Origin of the sequence: Corynebacterium sp. HMSC14B06 (assembly GCF_001807075.1) — a bacterium.
Taxonomy (GTDB): Bacteria; Actinomycetota; Actinomycetes; order Mycobacteriales; family Mycobacteriaceae; genus Corynebacterium; species Corynebacterium jeikeium_D.
In genome coordinates, this window is sequence record NZ_KV787395.1 from 1 (window position 1) to 15492 (window position 15492).

A 15492-nucleotide genomic window follows, 5' to 3' on the forward strand; every position below is an offset into this window, starting at 1 on the left:
GGAAAAGACACACTTTTCTTTACTTAACCCCTCTTGGCGCGGGGGTTTTTGCATTGGAGCGACGAAAAAGGACCCAAAAAGGACGCGAGCACCCTTTAAACCAAAGAACCCCAGGCCGGAAAACTTCCTGGCCTGGGGTTTTGGAGCCGGAAACGGGACTCGAACCCGTAACCTACTGTTACGGTTACCCTGTAACGTTTTGGCCCCAAAATACCATTTATGCCTGTCAAAGCCATTTCTCACGGGGTACCAGGGGGCCCCCTTGCTGATTTTGAGGCAAGTATTTGGGATTGTACGGAGTTTTTCCGGAGTTTTTCAGGAGTAAACCCGGAGCCGGATATGTGCCGTGACCTGGGTACATGACCTACTGTGCGGTGGCTGCGAGGTGTCTGCGGCAGGCCTCGCGCCCCTCGCTCCCCGTAGAAAACCTGCCAGGCGCGCCTCCTGCCCCGCACATAGAAAAAAAAGGGGCCGGGATTGCTCCCAGCCCCTCGGTTACCGACTACCTGCTACAGGCTCCCTGCGTCGTCGGGTGCAACACCCTCCGTGGGAACCGTCGGGTAGCTGTCGCCGCTAGTGTCTACCTCCCGCGCCGCGCCTGGCGGTAGCGCCGTATCCTGCGCCTGGTAGATAGCGACGGTTAGTAGCCCCGCTACCGCGAGGCATGTCACGGCTACCAGCGCAATCACTGCGGCAAGCGGCTTATTAAACTTCTGCATTTTAGATACTCCTTTTCATTCGCTGCACGGTAGACGGACTCACGCGCAGAATATCGGCGATTTCCGCTGTACTCTTTCCTTGCTCGTCGAGCCACCGCACCAGGTCAGTGCGCTCCTCGGTAATCAGTCGCGGCCTCACTGCACCCCCACCTTTCCCCAACACTCGTCGCCGACTCCACGCGCTAAGCTGCGGGGATTAGTTAGTGGCTTGCCGCAGATGGAGCAGCGTGCCACGAAAGCGGTGCCGTAACCGTCGGGAGCCTCCTCGACAGGGTGGCGCAGACTATCGAGCGCACGGGTGACCTCTTCGTCGCGGCCACGCCCTCGCAGCGCACGGCGAACAGCCCAGTAGGGTGCTAGCTCCAAGGGAACCGGCCCCTCGTCGATTACCCAGCCGCGCTGGCTGCTAGGCAAATCAAGGTCGCGGATTACTGCGGCCTGCTCCCGTACCCATCGCTGCACGTCCTCCGGCGACGCGGTGCGGAGATAGCGGAGAGTGTCGTCTCCGTATGTAATCGGGGGTAATCCGGTTGTCATGGTCAAAACTCCCTGTTGTCAAGTTGATTTTCGCCGTGTCAGAACCTCGCCGCTCTCACCTGTGTGTTTGCCGGTGACCTGCGGAAATGCCCTGCCACACCTCCATTCTAAACCCCACCAGGCAACTTAGCAATCAAGTTAAGTCTAAACCCTTGACTTTACTGTCCCGAGTAGTAGTAAGATGTAGTTAGCTAACAGATGATGTAGTGAAAGGCAAACTGAAATGTCGAGAAGCACCCCCTCCACCCTGTCCACGGAGCAGGTCGCCGACCTCCTGCACGTTGACCCGCGCACACTGACACGCGCCAGGCGCGTCAGCGTCGGAGACAAGGAAATCGTCGCCGTGCAGGTTGGTCGTGTGCTGCGGTGGCCTGCCCGCCCGCTGCGCGAGGCGCTGGGACTGGTGACCGGGAAATGAGCAAGTCGCTGAAAAAGAAACTCGGTTACGTCGGCCTGGGGTTCCTGCTGGCCGGTGGCGGCGGAGCAGCTGCGGGAATCGACCCGAGCAGTCTCCTATCTCTACTGGGAGGCCTGCTGTGAGCACACAGGAAAACGTCACAGTGACATTTAGAGAGGAGGTAGAGCCGTGAAGTCCGTAATTCTTGACGTTCCGCCGTTCCACAGCGACGGGGCGCAACGCGAGTTTGAGGAGTTCTCCTCCACGCTGCCCGGCCCCGAGCTAATTACCGCCAAGTACGGCGGTGGCCGTCCGCACCCTCGTGAGGTATCGCGTCTCGCGTACGCCGCCTGCACGGCGCTCGCGCTACTCACGGTGTGGCTGTGGCTGCCGCATGGCACTAGTACCAGCCGCGAGGCGGCGACCGCTAGCCCGGCTGTGACCAGTACCGCTACCCCGCAGCCGTCTCCGTCTACCACGTCGTCGCCGTATGAGCGCGGGCAGCAGCTTGTAGACGACCTCGGGCAAGTCCGCCCGTATCGTCCCGACATACTCAAGGCATGTTTTCAGTGGGTGGGCACTGGTACACCGCCCGCGTTCCAGGTCAACGCTGACCCGAACGCTGATACCTACCTAGTGCCGGACGGCTGCGACCGTGGCTGGCGCACGGAGCTGCCACAAGAGGCATGGGTCTGCGGCGAAGTTAGCGACTCCAAGCGGTACTCCATCTATAACGAAGCGCTGGACGAGGGGCGCGTGCGGCAGCCGTACGCGACCTACCTAGTGGCTTACACCATGATTTGCGGAGGCAACAATGAATGATGAAACCCGCGCGTTCTACCCGGTAGACGATACAGAGACCGCGCTCATGCAGCCGCTCGGAGACCCCGACGTGGACTTTGCTCAGCCACAGGAGACGGCCAGGCGCGTCGGGCTGCTCGACTGGCTGGGGCTGCCCCGCCCGCAGTGGAGCCTGCCGCACATCAACACGCCGAGGTGGCTGTGGCAGCCGACATGGCGCAGGCGGTGGCTCCGCTGGCTCGCCGTGCTCGCGGTGCTGTACCTGGTGTCGGTGCTGCTGCACAACGCCGCTGCCGGGTACACGGCGGTGGCCGCCATTGCCCTGTGGCTTTTCGCATGGTTCAAGGGGCGGCGCTACGAGATAGAGGTACTGCCCCGCAGCGCGGTCACCGTGATTTTCAACCAGAAGAACGGTCAAGGTCGCTTCGCCGATTTAGACGAGGCGCTGGAAGCGGGCGGCATGGCGAAAACCACCTACGACGACAACGGCAAGGCCGTGCGTACCGGCTGCTGCACGGTAGCGCTGACACCGCTGGCGGAAACCGGCGACGTGGAAGCGCGTATCTACGCGCCTAGTCAGTACCAGCTAGCCGACTTGGAAAAGAACGAAGAACGCATTAGGCGACGGCTCAATGTAAAAGACCTGTTCGACTTCCACATCGACCGGGCGAACGGAAATTTTGTGTTCACTATGACGACCGCTGACCGCCCGGACGCAGAGGTCGCAACGGAATCATGGACAAACGTTTAGGAGAGGAAAATGGCTAAAAACTTTTTCGCCGGTCTCGGCGACGACCTCCTGCCGCAGGTTACCGGCGACATGGAGCAGGCCGCAGAGACGGACACTGTAGACGAGGGTTTTTGCGACTCGGCGCTTATCGAGGAGGCTGTGGCAGACCTGGCAGCATACCGCGAAAAGTACGCACAGCTAGCCCAGCACGTAACCGGCGGCAGCTTCCATGAGCCGGGTGTGGGCAAGCTGCCCGCCGAGGCGGTGCGCGACCTGCTGCGCGTGTACGGAGCAGCGTTTTCCCCGCAGCCGTGGCACGACCACGTGGTGCGTTTCGAGCCGGACAGCGTGGGCCTGACGCTGGAACTCGACGAGGGCGACGCGGTAGAGGCACTACGCTCGGCGGGGTTCTACGACGTGACCGGTACTGGCCTCACGGCACAGGTCGCAGGTCACGATATGCAGGCGACACGTGGCTACCAACTGGTAAAGCGGGACGCGCGGCAGCTGTGGGAGCTGGTGCAGTCCACGACGCTGGCGCACTGGAACCGCACCATGCACAAGCTCGGCTTGGCCTACGTAACTAAACGCGCGGACGGTGTGACCAACTATCTCTGTCCTACCCCACAGGGCTGGGGTGTGACCGGCGACGAGCGCGGTTACTTGGTGGTGAAAACTCCGCCGACTGTCGGCTTTGATGTATGGAACCGCACCGTCGAGAAGTTGCGCGGCGTGGTGAAATGCGACGTTGAACTGCGCCGGTTGGCTGCCGACCGGGTGGCAATCGTCACCCCGCCGCGGGCTGCCCGCATGACCCCGTGGGTGCCAGGCGCGGACGAACAGCTGCACGTTACGGGTACCGAGACGCTGGAAGATTTTTACGCGTCCTCGATTGCCGCGTACCCGCGTCTGTCGTGGGTGCAGGGTCGCACGGCGGACGGTGAGGTACTGTCGGCTGCCATGGCGCAGTCGCCTCACGCACTCGTCGGTGGCGGCACAGGTTCCGGTAAGTCATTCTGGGCAAGCTGGCTACTCACTAGCTGTGTGCTGGCGGGTGCCGACGTTATGATTGCCGACGGTAAAGGTAGCTCTGACTACGTACCCCTGGTGCAGCACCTGCCTAATGTAGCCATGTATACCTCGACTGACGCGGAGCATGTCCGTCTTATCCAGTGGGTACACGCCGAGATGGAGCGACGCTACGCGCAGCAGAAAGCCGCAGCTATCTCTGGGGAGGTCTACGAGCCTCGCCCGCTCGTTGTGTTGTTCGACGAATATGGTGCTTTCGCGAAGTCCATCAACGTGAAGTCGCACCCGCAGAACGCGGGTTGGGCTGGGGTGCAGGCGAAGCTGACGACCGTTCTGCAAAAGGCGCGTGCTGCCCGTATCCATGTGCTTTTCGTGGCGCAGACCCTGTATGCAGAAACTTTTCCTGGCGATATGAAGGGCAATATTAAGGCCCGCTTGTCGCTGGGTGTGCCCGAGACCTACACGCTGGGCGTGGTGGCTGGCGACGCGGCGGAGACCGCCAAAGAATTGTCCGCGGCGATACCTCATGGCACTCCGGGCCAGGGTATCGCCATGAGCACGCTACCGAGCGGCGCGGTCACCGCGCAGCGCGTCGCAGCACCCTACGGGTATGTGCCAGGCCGCTTGGACGGGGAGAAAAATGCGGACGTTCGCAAGACGTGGCGGACAGTCGAAGCAGTCTACAAAACCATTCCAAACGTCACCCCGCGTCTCGCGCCAATGTTCGACGCGGCAGTCGAACCTGCCGGTCGCAAAAAGGGAGAGGAGCTGCCGCCGAGGTGGCAAGACTACACCTGCGATGAGCTGGCACAGCTGCCGTGGGTGCGGGTTACCGAGTCGCAGCTAGCCGGGAAACCGCTGCCGTGGGCAGCCGAGTACGACGTGCTCTCACCGTCCTACCGCGGCCACGAGGCACGCATTACTGGCAACGAGCACGTTACTTATCACTAGGAGGAAACAATGAAAGACACTAAGAAGATTTTCGACGCAGCAGGGCGCGCACGCGCGGAGCTAGAGGCACGGCTACAGGCCGCGGCGAACGCTGCCGACGACCCCGAGATGTGGGCCGCAGCCCCCGCGCTGCTCCGTGATTTGGAGGCCGCGGGACAGCTCGGCACGCTGCAATGGCACCGCGACGCGCTAGGTGCGCTGCTCAATTTCGGCGTGCCGGAGCGGGCTGTGGCGAAACTCGCAGGCGTATCGCAAAACCGATTGTTTGCATTCGTAACTACTCGCGCGCCCGGCTTGAAAACGCTGCCCGTGACTGCACCGCCTGCCCCTACGGAGGCTGCCACACGCCTCATGCGGCAGGCGCTGGCGCAGCTACGTTTTACATGGAAGTGCCGCAAGGTGGGGATAGAAAGCAGCCAGGACAAGGCTCATTTTGACGCAGGCGACGTGGCAGCCTGGCTGGCCTGCGAGAAGCTGACCGAGCTAGACCGGCTGGCGATTACGAGGGGACTGGGCGCATATCGAATGGCCGGTCTAGCAGTGGCAGATGTAGCCCGGCTCATGGACACTTCGAGCACTCTAATGTCGGCGCGACTGGCGGTTGTACCCGGCTCTAGACCGCTCGACCCTCTGATTTCCCGGGCCTAGACCCCGAAAACCCGCCTCATTCCTGGGAAAACCTGGGTTGGGACGGGTTTTCTGTCGCTTAGCGTCTAGGACTTTAACCCTAAGCGTCTAGGGGTTTAACGCTCCGAGTCTATGTCCATTCCCCGGATACAGGGTTTACTTTTCTTGGTCTAGACGGTGGTCTAGCGCCTGGTACAGGGCACGGTCTGCCTACCACCTGCAACCTGCCGCAGGCGGCCTGTTCCCTGCTGCCGGTAGCCTGTCACAGCGCACGGCAGCAGACGAGTTTTGACGCGTGAAAAGCCCCCAGGTGAAATACCTGGGGGCTAGGTGCGGGTCGCTATGCGACGGCCTTTCGGTGCGTGTGGCGGCGCTGCGGCAGCGTCAGCCCCGCCATTTCAATCTGCGGTCGAGTGACCGTCTTCGACTCGACCTCGGCGGTGATAGTTTCGCGCCAAGCGTCCTGCGCCGCGTTGACCGCCTCCACCGCCGAGTTCACCGTACGGTCTGCCTCTGCCAGCGTCTCGGCGTAGTCATTGTCCATCTGCTCGTTAAGCGCGGCACGGGCACGCGCCTGCTCCTCCTCAAGTGCTGCCATGCGCTGTTCGCGCTCTGACTTTACCGCGTCGTAGGTATCCGTCCGCTCGGCCACGGCCTCCTGGTACGCGGCTTCTGCACGGTCGTAAGACTCCTGCGACTCCGCTACCCGCGCCATAGCTTCCTGCTGACGCTCAAAAAACGATGTATCCATTCTGTACGCTCCTTTAATCAACTCTGGACACTTGACCCTATTCTAACACGTGTGTGCGATTGTAAACAGGGTGCAGGATAGGAAACCTGTTCGTCAGCGGGGTGCGTTTTCCTAGGTCAGACATAAGAAATGCCCGGCGCGATTGCACTGCTGCATGAGACAGTGCAAAGTCGCGTCGGGCGGGGCGGGTGGATAGGTGGCGGGTAGCTTACGCGGTCTTGCGCGCGAGGATAGGCGCGTCTGCTGCGAGATTACCGCAGCCGACTACCAGGGCATTCTCCACGTAGGCGGTCACCGCGCGGTCTGCCCAGTGAGGCGGCCCGGCATAGTAGTCGCCGAGCCGGGCGACGCGGTACACGTCAACATCGTCCAACACGTCCGAGTAGGTCAGCTTTACTCCGGTGCGGTGTGCCTCCTCGACCAGCTGCCCGAGTGTCACCACGTCGCTAAACAGCAGCCGGAGCAGGCGGCGGGTACCCGCTCCATGGAACCACCATTGCCGCCAGGTGAAGTCACCCAGCGAGGATAGCTCCACCTCGGCGGGGTTTACCTCGTCGTTCATTTCGTCGAGCAAATCAGCGACCCGCTGCTGCGCCGCCACATAGGCGGCAGGGGCGCGGCACACCCGCGACAGCGCCAGGTACAGGTCGTCCTCGCGCTCCTCCGGGTCGCCCGGTAGGCACTCGGCGGCGGCAGTGACCCTCTCTGCCGTGTCCGGGGTGAAAGTTACAGAGGTGACGACTCCGCTGCGCCTGCTACAGGTGGCGGTCACAGTGCCGTCGTCGTGTTCGAAGATGTGCATGATTTTCCTCTCTGCCCGATACCTACAGCTGCGGCAGGCGCATGAGTGCTGCCTCTAGGGCGGGCGGCGCGGTAAGCGTGTCCGCGGTCATGTACACGTCGCCACTAGGGGGCAGCGGGACGATGGAGCCGACTCCGGCGACTTGTAGCTGCTGGGTGCCCCGCGCCACCCCTGCGGTAATCCCTTCCACCACCAGGAACCGTCCAAACGTTCGGGGCGGGCACACTCCTCCACCCGTGACCTGCCACCACTGCTCTAGCCCTGCCCCCGTGAGAAAGATAAAGGGGTCAGTGTCGCGGACGACGGCGGCTATCTGCGGGACGGCTCCGCCGTTAGCCTCCGACCACCTGACAACTGCCTCGCGTGCAGTCTGCGCGGCGCGACCGTTACCCGGCTCCAGCACCGGCGACGGTCGTTTCTTCTGCATGGGTTTCGTGCGACCATCGACCACCGCTCGCCCCTCGGGGTCTAACAGAACGGTCGCTACCCCGCTTACCGCCATGGAGTGTGCGACGAACTCTACGGCCTCTACCGTGTTGTCTCGCACCGTCATAAGCGGCATGAAAAGTGACTCTGCTCCCAGCATGATTACACTGACCTCCAGCGCTCCGGGAGCGCGTGATTATCTGTAACGAACTTGTGGTTTACTGCCTCGGGCGCGACGCGCACCAGACTGTGCATGGCGGCCTCCATAATGTCTTGGAACTCGGCGACTGCTGCCGCGTCCACCAGCAGCTCGTCGTGCATGGCGAGGTGGATAGCGTCGCCCAGCCCCCGCCGCTCGGCATCGTATATGGTCTCCGCCAGCATGTCGTAGGCCGACCCTTGGCACGTGTAGTTCTGGCCAAGGTACCCTTTCCATTCCCCGTTGTACCCTCGCTCGATGGGCATGAGGCGGCCACTGGCCGACCACACAAACCCGTGCTGCTCGGCATAGGTTTTTCGCCCGTGTAGGTACTCCGCCATGCGGGGAACGACCTCGAACACCTTGCGCTGCAGCGCTTCTGCCTCGGCAATGTCCAGGTTCAGTGACTTCGCCAGCGACGGTAGTTGCTGCCCGTACATGAGACCCAGCAGAATGGTTTTCGCTTGTTTCCTGCCCTTGTGGTTCTTGGCGCACGGAAACTCTTCGGCCTCTTTTTCAGTGAGGCCGGGCGGCGGGGTATCAGGAATATCCGCGGGGATTACTCCAGCCTCCCGACCAATCGGAATGTAGGGGTCAGCCCCGTTTTCAATTTTCTCTACGTAATCCCACTGCCCTGCGAGTGCGGCTGCAATCACTGGCTCCACTGCTGTCCAGTCAAGCGAAACCCAGTTGTTGGCTTCGATAATGCCTCGGGCGGCGTTGTCGAACTGCTGCAGCGGGATACCGCTATACGACATTCGACCTGTCACTGCTCCCAGCACCGAGGTACTAGGACGGATACGCCCGTCGGTATGCATGGACGCGAGCGACTTAACTACGTAGTCACTCGCGGTCTTGGCAAGCTCCTTGAACTCAATGAGGGCGGCTACTCGTGGCTCCAGCTCTCCCGTCTTAGGGTCGCAGCACTTCTTGAGGTGCTTCTTCTCAAGTGACAGCTTGCCCTTACCCTTACCTTTTCCTTTACCTTTTCCTTTACCCTTGCCGGTTTTCGGCCAGGTTGCAGGGTCAATCCACCCGTCGGTGACCAAAGTGTTTGTGATTGCTTCGCCCACGAGTGAGTACCGCTTCCACGGCTCATTATCAGGTCGTGCGTCTCGCCCCCCCCCCAGTGACAGCAGGTACTCCGCCAGCTCCGCTAGTCGGATACGGGCGGCCTCCAGGTACTGCTCGGCGTAGTTCACGTCAATCTTGAAGCCCCGCAGGTTTGCGCGCAGTAGCACTCGGTTGACGGTCTGCTCGCGCTCCATGAGGTGCGCTGCCTGCTCCGGCGAGCACACGGCGGGGTTGGTGTATACGCTGTCAGCGCTAGTCAGCATGCGCTCGACGTACTGACCGACGACGTGTGCCAGTCGCGGCAGATGTACCACGTCGGCGGCGGCACCTACCAGGTAAGCAGCAATGTCAATGTCGGCAGAAGCGAACCAATCAGCGTCGGACGAGAAACCATGCGCCTTTTTGACGCGGGCGAAAGTCTGGGCGCTCGGGTCGCCGAGTTTCAGGTACGTGTGCAAGGACTGCTCCAAGTCCGCCGACAACGTGTTAGTCTGCGTCTCATTCCACCTGCGGACGAGACGGGCGGCCACCACTGTGTCGAACAGCCGGTCAATCCATTCCAGGTCGGTGCAGATACCCGACTCGTAGAGTGCTGGCGCGTCGAACGACGCGTTGTGAAAAAGAAGCTGTGGCGCTTCCGCTAGCCCCTGCCGGATTAGCTGCAGCTGCTCCGGGTCGCGTGGGTCAAGCGCCACCGCCAGCGGCGCGTTGTAATCGTCAGCATGACCGAACACGACAACTCTCACCTGTCGCCGCTGCCACGGCTCCGTTCCCGTCGTCTCGCAGTCCGCCGCCAGAGGGGCGTTACGTGCTAGCAGCCGCTTCATGCCGTCGGCGGCTCCCGTACCTGCCACAATCTCGATACCGTTGATAACGCGGGAGCCGTCCCAGGCAGGGGTGACGGGGCGGTCGGCCTGGTACTCGGAACGGCCAGCGAAATAATCCAACATGGTCGCTACTCCTGCGCTGCCAGCAGCTCGACGATAGCCGCAGTGCCCGGCTCCATGCCGCCTGTAGCTGTCCGCTCGTCAGCTGTGGCGATTACCGCGCGGCGCAGTGCTGGCTCCTGCGGCAGGTCGCCGCACACGGGAGTGAGGCCACCGTCGTACAGCGCGGTCAGTGCCGCGGCCAGGGAGTCCAGCTCACCCGTTTCCACGCCGCTGATAACTTCCGCCAGCTCGGTGCGCTCCTCCTCGATTGACCATGAGCCGAGGGTCAGGGTGCCGTCGCGGTACATCGCGTCCGGGTACATGTAGCGGCACTCCTCCACCAGCTCGTCGATGAAGTTGTCAGCCCACCCGCGCAGGTACGCCTGCGCTTCGGCGCGCGGCGAGGAGCCAGTGCAGCTGGCCTCTACCGCCTGTGCCAGCGGGGTGGCCTCCCCTAGGAGCGCCTGGGCGCGGGCGACACGCGCCAGACGCTCGTCACCAGCGGCCAGGGTGTAGCGCACCATCAGGCCTGCGTCGATAGCCTGGCGCAGTGTCCACGCCTCCCCGCGCAGGGTGTCGTCAATCAGCAGCGCCACGCGGTCGCCACGAATGCGCCAGCCGCACCAGGTGACCTCGCTGCCGCTCACAACAGTGACGCTCTGCTCGGTCATCTGCATGTTGAGCATGAGGGCCAGTCGTGCCAGCAGACCCTCCGCTGCCTGGTACTCGTCGAGGCTGCGACCTGCGCGTCGTACAGCCGCGTAGATGTTGTCGCCGACCTGCTGCTCGGTCATACGCAGGTCGCTTGCGGTGGCGGAGTGTAGCGACCATGCGGCCAGCGTCAAGCTGCCCTCGCGGCGGGTATCCAGCTCGGCGGTACCGAGCGTCCTGTAGTCGTCGCGGGCGGTCACCATGAGGCTGTTGCCTGCGCCTAGCTCCTCGAACACGGAAAACGTGACGTTAGGCATGGCTGCCTCCTCGCACGTACGCGTCAATATCCGCCTGCTTGTAGCCGGGGCGGCCCAGTACGTAGTGGACGCGCGGCCCGCGGCCCTCTGCTGCCCACCGCTGCATGGTGCGCTGGGAAATACCGAGGGCGGCGGCTGCCGCTGTCTGGGTGAGTAAGTCGTCGGTTCTCAAGGTGTCTGCTCCTATCGTCAGTGTCCGCTTGTCGGACTCTCTGACTTAAATATAAACCCGGGTGGACACCCTTGTCCACCCTTTCGGGTGACGAATTTGCCACAATTGCTAGACACAGGACGGACACTGTGATAGTAGGCTCTGTACTCAATTCAGTATGCACCCCTAAAACGCACCTTAGCCAGCACAGACGCGCTGTAGCTCGCGTCGGGCAGAACTACCCGACAGTGGGCTACGGACGATTGGAGGCGTGCTACAGGCGCGGGAACGGGCACCCTGGCCCGACGCGGGGCGCACCAGGAGCAAGGGACACCATGCCCCTAACTGACAACCCACGGGCACAGCTAGGACGCGTGACGGGCACCGGGAACCTAGTAGACAGTTCGGGGAACCTGCGGGGGTACCTACACCGAGGCCGTCCCATGGGACGGTTAGCAAGCACTCGCTCCCTACACAGCCCGCAGGAGACTGCGGTCAGACAACTCAGGTACGGGACTACGAGGCACGGGAAAGGAAACAAGCCGACGGTAAACCGTGTACCGGGGGCAAAAAAACACTGCTGTTTTTAAAAGTGACGCTAAAGGCGACGCAAAAGCGACACCCCAAAACATGCCCTGACCTGCAAAAGTAACAAAAGCGACAAAAGCGACGGGGGGGGGGTGTGCGTGGAGCGGAAACAGGAAAAGTTGAATAGACGAAGAGCTGTTTATGAAAACATAACTATCTACTCTCGTCGTACGCAGGAAAAAGGAGCAGTTTACAAGAGATGTATATAAAAATATAACTATTCACTCTCGTTGTACGCGCGAGGAGAAAACTTCTTCGTTTTCCCACGCACACCCCCACCCGTCGCTTTTGTCGCTTTTGTCGCTTTTGCAGGTCAGAGGGGGTTTTTACCGTCGCTTTTACCGTCGCTTTTACCGTCGCTTTTAAGGAGACATCAGTATTTTTGCCCTTAGATACAGAATGCACCCTTGTAAATACCTCCGCATGGTACCCATCTACACAGTACGTACATGACAAACCCCGCACCCTGTAAAAAGGTGCGGGGTTTTGTCAGCGGGATTACACCGCCGTATCGAGTGGTGTGTATGCCTTACCTACCCGACTGCCAGTAGTGATAACCATATCCACCTTACCCATCTCCAGCAGCGTGGTCAGTGCGTCCTTGACGCGTCGCCGCTTACCGCCGGAGAACCTGCGGCACACCGCACTCTCGGTCACCGGGGAGCCGTCGCCGTTTCCGTATTCTTCACCCAGGCGAGTCAGCACGTCCTGCAGCAGCTCCTCTTGCTCCGCTGCCAGTGCCTCTTCCGCTCCCAGGCGCTCGTAGGCACGCTGACCACCCTTAGCTGTAGACGACTGACGTTGCTGTGCCTTGGCTGCAGCCTGCAGCCCGTCCAGGGTGCGGGAGCTGACTCGGCTCACCAGCAGTCGCGCCCAATCCCAGTCAGCTGCGGTAAGGTCGGCCCTCCCCTGCACCGCGGCATACATGCACGCCACGCGGTACTGCAGCGGTAGCTCGTGTGCGCGTGCTGCCAACCATGCTGGTACACGGTCAGCTGCTCGCAGCTCCTGGCTCATGTAGTACTCCTGGAACATCTCGGGGCACCACTTAAAACTTTCGCCCACTATCGGCAGTGTGATGGGTGGCTGCTCGGCCAACGGTCGCTGTGGACGGGCAATGTCGCGTTCGTCGAGTACCTGCGACCACGGCCACGCTGCCGGGAACAACACGAAACGCTGCAGCAGACCCAAACCAGCCGACTCCAGCAGCAGGTGCGCGGTGTCCTGCTGAATACCTGCCTCCAGGGTCACCGTGTAGTGCTCCGGGGTTTTCAGGTGCCCGTTGCGGCAGGAACCTGCAACGAAGTTGGTTCCCGAGAACGCTGCCGTGAGTGTGCCCAGCCCCGACACGTCGGAGCCTGACAGCTCCCGCAGGTAGATGGATAGTTCGTCGGCCACAATGCGCATGGTCGGGTGGCTTGCAGGCCGCCAAACCTGCTTCTTCGTTTCCGGGTCAGGGGTTAGGGTAACCAACAGCTCGCCCATGGCACGTGAGGAGATGGGCTGCTCCGCGCGGTCATAGTCCAGCACTTCGTCGTCACTGACAGGGCCCGCATGTCCTGGGTCAGTAAACCGAATACCTTTCGGGATACCCAGTGAGGACGTTTTACCGATACCTGCGCGCCCCACCGCTGCTGTGAACAGACTCAAGGGTTGCCCGTTACCGATAGGTGAGGACGACACGCGTGGGTCAATCCGGCGGACTGTACCCAGCAGGGTGGCGATAATCCCGCCCAGCGGGGAGCCAGGCAGATTATTGTCTACGTGATTCCAGTAGATTGCCCGGGTTAGCTCGCTGTCGTTGAACAGCTGCGCCACCACCTCGGGAGCTACCGGGCCACCCGACTTGTACCAGTTGTTCTCGGTACCCATCGGCGCGCCGATTACGTCCAGCAGCTCGGTGAAGCGTGGGTCATGTCGAAACGCAGTTGGGTACAGCGTGCGCCCCAACGCGTCGCGCTGCTCGGCAGTAAGCGCGCGCCCCAGACCGGCCTCAATCTCCGGCACCCACTTATCCAGCACCTCGTTCATTTTCCGCATGAGACGGTCGTGGGTGGACTCCTGCAGCTGCTCCCCTGTTGCCTGTGGTTGCAGCTGTGGCTGCTCCGGCACCGCCTGCGGCTGCACCGCTGCCACCTGTGGCGGGGTCGATGTTGCAGGGGTAACTGTTACGGGTGGCTCGGCGGTGGGCAACTCTGTCACTGCAGGGGCGGCAGTCAGTGTCCCTGCCTCCGGGTCTAGCGTCAGGAAACCAGACGACTGGCTCAGCTGTACTGCGTACAGTGTTGCCTCCTCCGTAGTGGCTGCAGCAGTGTCCGCCCCCGTCACCTCCTCGTGGCCAGTGCTGCCCTCCCCCGACGTTTCCACGTAGACGGTAGTTTGACCGTCCACAGTTACAGCGTCAATGTATCGACACGGTGCCGGGTAGTCCTCTGCCCACTCGAAGCCCCGCGCCGCTAGGTACGCACGGCGGTACTGGTCATACTCCGCAGATGTCCTCTCCGCAGTCATGTCTGCCCGCAACGGGACACCAAAACCCTGCTCGGCGAACTCCGGGAGGGCTAGCCCCTCGCCCACCTTGGCCGCACGCCAGTCGCCGCGGTAGACCAGGGCTACGGTCAGCTGCCACGCCCCGTAGGAAGCGCCTGCACCGTACGGCTGATTGCCCTCGGTAGCGTCGTGAAACGCTGCTTTGAGGTCGTCAGGAGCATTCGGCGAAAAGATGTTGAGCAGTTCGTTACCTGTAGTGGTGCTGCGACCTACCACTGCCGACCGGGGGCTAGTGTGTGGGCCAGGAGCTGTCCACTGTTCTACTCCCGCCCCGTCGGTACCGGCGTACTCGAAGCGCCACTCCTCCGGGACACGGGGGTCAGTGAGGACGGACTCAATGGTGCGTTCCTGTTCCCATGCAGCCAGGAAAGCTGTGCAGCGCAGTGTTTCGTGCTCACGTGCTGCTTCGCCGACGCGCCCGAACCCGGACGGCAACGCCTCCGGGTCTACTGTGGCGACCTCGACGGCTCCCTGCACATTACAGCCAGCGTCGCGCTTGGCCTCTGCCTGTCGCTTCTTCTCCGCTTCGGCGATGATGTGCTCGCGCAGGGCAGGCGGACATTTGCGGATTGCTCCCGTGCGCTCGTAACGACCGCCGTTAAAACGACCGTCTGCGCGCACCGAGGGGTAAGTTACAGCGTAGCCACCGTTCAACCGGAACAGGACGGAGGTGCCGTCGATATCCCAGGTGTGGGACTTGCCTAGCTCTGCCTTGGCCTCTAGCAGCTCGGTGTCGCCCTCGTCGATAGTGATAAGGACGTGGCGGCCCTGGTCGTGCGCGGCACGCTCCCCGTGGGCGTGGCTACCCGGAGTCGTCTCGTAAACGGCGGCCTCGTCGAGACCCGTTGCCGTGGAAAAAGCGGCCCATTCCTGGTCGCCGTCAATGTCAACCGCCATGGTGGTGGCGGACGGTACGACAGCGAGGTTCACGATTCCGCCGCGTAGCTCCACGCCGCGGTCGATGTGGGCTATATCGTCGGTGCCCTTATTCGCTGTCCAGCGCACCTCCTCGCCGGGGAGCTGCGGCGCGCCAACCTTGGTCATGCGCCGGTCGGCCTCGCTGTCGAGGGTCTGGGGTGCGCCCACCAGCATGGGGCGGAAACCCGCGGCAAGTAGCTCACGCGCGGTAGCTTTTACCTGCTCACCGTGGGCGGCAGGGTCGTCGATAGTGCAGACAATCGGGGCGTTGTCTGATACGCTTGTAGTCATAGGAGTTAGTTCCTTTTCTAGTAACTGTGTTTGAAGCCCCTGGGTGACCGCCCG

General features: G+C 62.1%; 16 protein-coding genes. 6 read left to right on the forward strand and 10 right to left on the reverse strand.

What is annotated here, in order from left to right:
• Positions 1-509 precede the first annotated feature (509 nt).
• The 3 genes from HMPREF3130_RS08255 to HMPREF3130_RS08260 are packed head-to-tail and all read right to left on the reverse strand — an operon-like array spanning position 510 to position 1256.
• A complete protein-coding gene (locus HMPREF3130_RS08255) occupies positions 510-719 on the reverse strand; it encodes a hypothetical protein (protein WP_070429733.1) in 210 nt (69 codons plus the stop codon).
• Between the two features lies 1 nt (position 720).
• Entirely contained in the window at positions 721-858 is a 138-nt protein-coding gene (locus tag HMPREF3130_RS11165; protein WP_160310018.1) for a helix-turn-helix domain-containing protein, read from the reverse strand.
• A complete protein-coding gene (locus HMPREF3130_RS08260; RefSeq protein WP_070429734.1) occupies positions 855-1256 on the reverse strand; it encodes a DUF6011 domain-containing protein in 402 nt (133 codons plus the stop codon). The genes HMPREF3130_RS11165 and HMPREF3130_RS08260 overlap by 4 nt, the downstream gene beginning before the upstream one ends.
• 223 nt (positions 1257-1479) lie before the next feature.
• On the opposite strand from HMPREF3130_RS08260, the gene HMPREF3130_RS08265 reads away from it, so the two are divergent.
• The 6 genes from HMPREF3130_RS08265 to HMPREF3130_RS08285 are packed head-to-tail and all read left to right on the forward strand — an operon-like array spanning position 1480 to position 5812.
• Entirely contained in the window at positions 1480-1674 is a 195-nt protein-coding gene (locus HMPREF3130_RS08265; RefSeq protein ID WP_070429735.1) for a MerR family transcriptional regulator, read from the forward strand.
• Positions 1671-1796, forward strand: a complete 126-nt coding sequence (locus HMPREF3130_RS11580; RefSeq protein WP_256364868.1) for a hypothetical protein — start codon at positions 1671-1673, stop codon at positions 1794-1796. The genes HMPREF3130_RS08265 and HMPREF3130_RS11580 overlap by 4 nt, the downstream gene beginning before the upstream one ends.
• Positions 1797-1842: 46 nt before the next feature.
• The gene (locus HMPREF3130_RS08270) at positions 1843-2475 is read left to right on the forward strand and encodes a hypothetical protein (RefSeq protein WP_070429736.1); all 633 of its coding nucleotides are present in this window, start codon (positions 1843-1845) and stop codon (positions 2473-2475) included.
• The gene (locus tag HMPREF3130_RS08275; RefSeq protein ID WP_070429737.1) at positions 2468-3205 is read left to right on the forward strand and encodes a hypothetical protein; all 738 of its coding nucleotides are present in this window, start codon (positions 2468-2470) and stop codon (positions 3203-3205) included. The genes HMPREF3130_RS08270 and HMPREF3130_RS08275 overlap by 8 nt, the downstream gene beginning before the upstream one ends.
• A gap of 9 nt (positions 3206-3214) precedes the next feature.
• Positions 3215-5164: an FtsK/SpoIIIE domain-containing protein gene (locus tag HMPREF3130_RS08280; RefSeq protein WP_070429738.1), complete on the forward strand. Its 1950-nt coding sequence runs from the start codon at positions 3215-3217 to the stop codon at positions 5162-5164.
• Positions 5165-5173: 9 nt separating this feature from the next.
• Entirely contained in the window at positions 5174-5812 is a 639-nt protein-coding gene (locus HMPREF3130_RS08285; RefSeq protein WP_070429739.1) for a hypothetical protein, read from the forward strand.
• Positions 5813-6131: 319 nt separating this feature from the next.
• Here the strand turns inward: HMPREF3130_RS08285 and HMPREF3130_RS08290 are convergent, their stop codons facing one another.
• From HMPREF3130_RS08290 to HMPREF3130_RS08320, 7 genes are all read right to left on the reverse strand, one after another.
• Entirely contained in the window at positions 6132-6542 is a 411-nt protein-coding gene (locus tag HMPREF3130_RS08290; RefSeq protein ID WP_070429740.1) for a hypothetical protein, read from the reverse strand.
• Positions 6543-6750: 208 nt separating this feature from the next.
• The gene (locus tag HMPREF3130_RS08295; protein ID WP_070429741.1) at positions 6751-7344 is read right to left on the reverse strand and encodes a hypothetical protein; all 594 of its coding nucleotides are present in this window, start codon (positions 7342-7344) and stop codon (positions 6751-6753) included.
• Positions 7345-7366: 22 nt separating this feature from the next.
• Entirely contained in the window at positions 7367-7906 is a 540-nt protein-coding gene (locus HMPREF3130_RS08300) for a hypothetical protein (protein WP_141737798.1), read from the reverse strand.
• A gap of 26 nt (positions 7907-7932) precedes the next feature.
• On the reverse strand, positions 7933-9993 hold the full coding sequence (locus HMPREF3130_RS08305; protein ID WP_070429743.1) for a DNA polymerase: 2061 nt from the start codon (positions 9991-9993) through the stop codon (positions 7933-7935).
• A 5-nt stretch (positions 9994-9998) separates the two neighbouring features.
• Entirely contained in the window at positions 9999-10940 is a 942-nt protein-coding gene (locus tag HMPREF3130_RS08310) for a hypothetical protein (RefSeq protein ID WP_070429744.1), read from the reverse strand.
• Positions 10933-11112 (reverse strand): helix-turn-helix domain-containing protein, encoded by a 180-nt coding sequence (locus HMPREF3130_RS08315; RefSeq protein WP_070429745.1) that lies wholly within the window; start codon positions 11110-11112, stop codon positions 10933-10935. Before HMPREF3130_RS08315 ends, HMPREF3130_RS08310 begins: the two co-directional genes overlap by 8 nt.
• 1065 nt (positions 11113-12177) lie before the next feature.
• On the reverse strand, positions 12178-15438 hold the full coding sequence (locus tag HMPREF3130_RS08320) for a bifunctional DNA primase/polymerase (protein WP_070429746.1): 3261 nt from the start codon (positions 15436-15438) through the stop codon (positions 12178-12180).
• Between the last annotated feature and the right edge of the window lie 54 nt (positions 15439-15492).

What these genes read in the sequence shown, in the direction of transcription:
- HMPREF3130_RS08255 (WP_070429733.1), bottom strand. Translation starts at nt 719, where the DNA reads ATGCAGAAGTTTAATAAGCCGCTTGCCGCAGTGATTGCGCTGGTAGCC.
- HMPREF3130_RS08260 (WP_070429734.1), bottom strand. Translation starts at nt 1,256, where the DNA reads ATGACAACCGGATTACCCCCGATTACATACGGAGACGACACTCTCCGC.
- HMPREF3130_RS08265 (WP_070429735.1), top strand. Translation starts at nt 1,480, where the DNA reads ATGTCGAGAAGCACCCCCTCCACCCTGTCCACGGAGCAGGTCGCCGAC.
- HMPREF3130_RS11580 (WP_256364868.1), top strand. Translation starts at nt 1,671, where the DNA reads ATGAGCAAGTCGCTGAAAAAGAAACTCGGTTACGTCGGCCTGGGGTTC.
- HMPREF3130_RS08275 (WP_070429737.1), top strand. Translation starts at nt 2,468, where the DNA reads ATGAATGATGAAACCCGCGCGTTCTACCCGGTAGACGATACAGAGACC.
- HMPREF3130_RS08280 (WP_070429738.1), top strand. Translation starts at nt 3,215, where the DNA reads ATGGCTAAAAACTTTTTCGCCGGTCTCGGCGACGACCTCCTGCCGCAG.
- HMPREF3130_RS08285 (WP_070429739.1), top strand. Translation starts at nt 5,174, where the DNA reads ATGAAAGACACTAAGAAGATTTTCGACGCAGCAGGGCGCGCACGCGCG.
- HMPREF3130_RS08290 (WP_070429740.1), bottom strand. Translation starts at nt 6,542, where the DNA reads ATGGATACATCGTTTTTTGAGCGTCAGCAGGAAGCTATGGCGCGGGTA.
- HMPREF3130_RS08295 (WP_070429741.1), bottom strand. Translation starts at nt 7,344, where the DNA reads ATGCACATCTTCGAACACGACGACGGCACTGTGACCGCCACCTGTAGC.
- HMPREF3130_RS08300 (WP_141737798.1), bottom strand. Translation starts at nt 7,906, where the DNA reads ATGCCGCTTATGACGGTGCGAGACAACACGGTAGAGGCCGTAGAGTTC.
- HMPREF3130_RS08305 (WP_070429743.1), bottom strand. Translation starts at nt 9,993, where the DNA reads ATGTTGGATTATTTCGCTGGCCGTTCCGAGTACCAGGCCGACCGCCCC.
- HMPREF3130_RS08310 (WP_070429744.1), bottom strand. Translation starts at nt 10,940, where the DNA reads ATGCCTAACGTCACGTTTTCCGTGTTCGAGGAGCTAGGCGCAGGCAAC.
- HMPREF3130_RS08320 (WP_070429746.1), bottom strand. Translation starts at nt 15,438, where the DNA reads ATGACTACAAGCGTATCAGACAACGCCCCGATTGTCTGCACTATCGAC.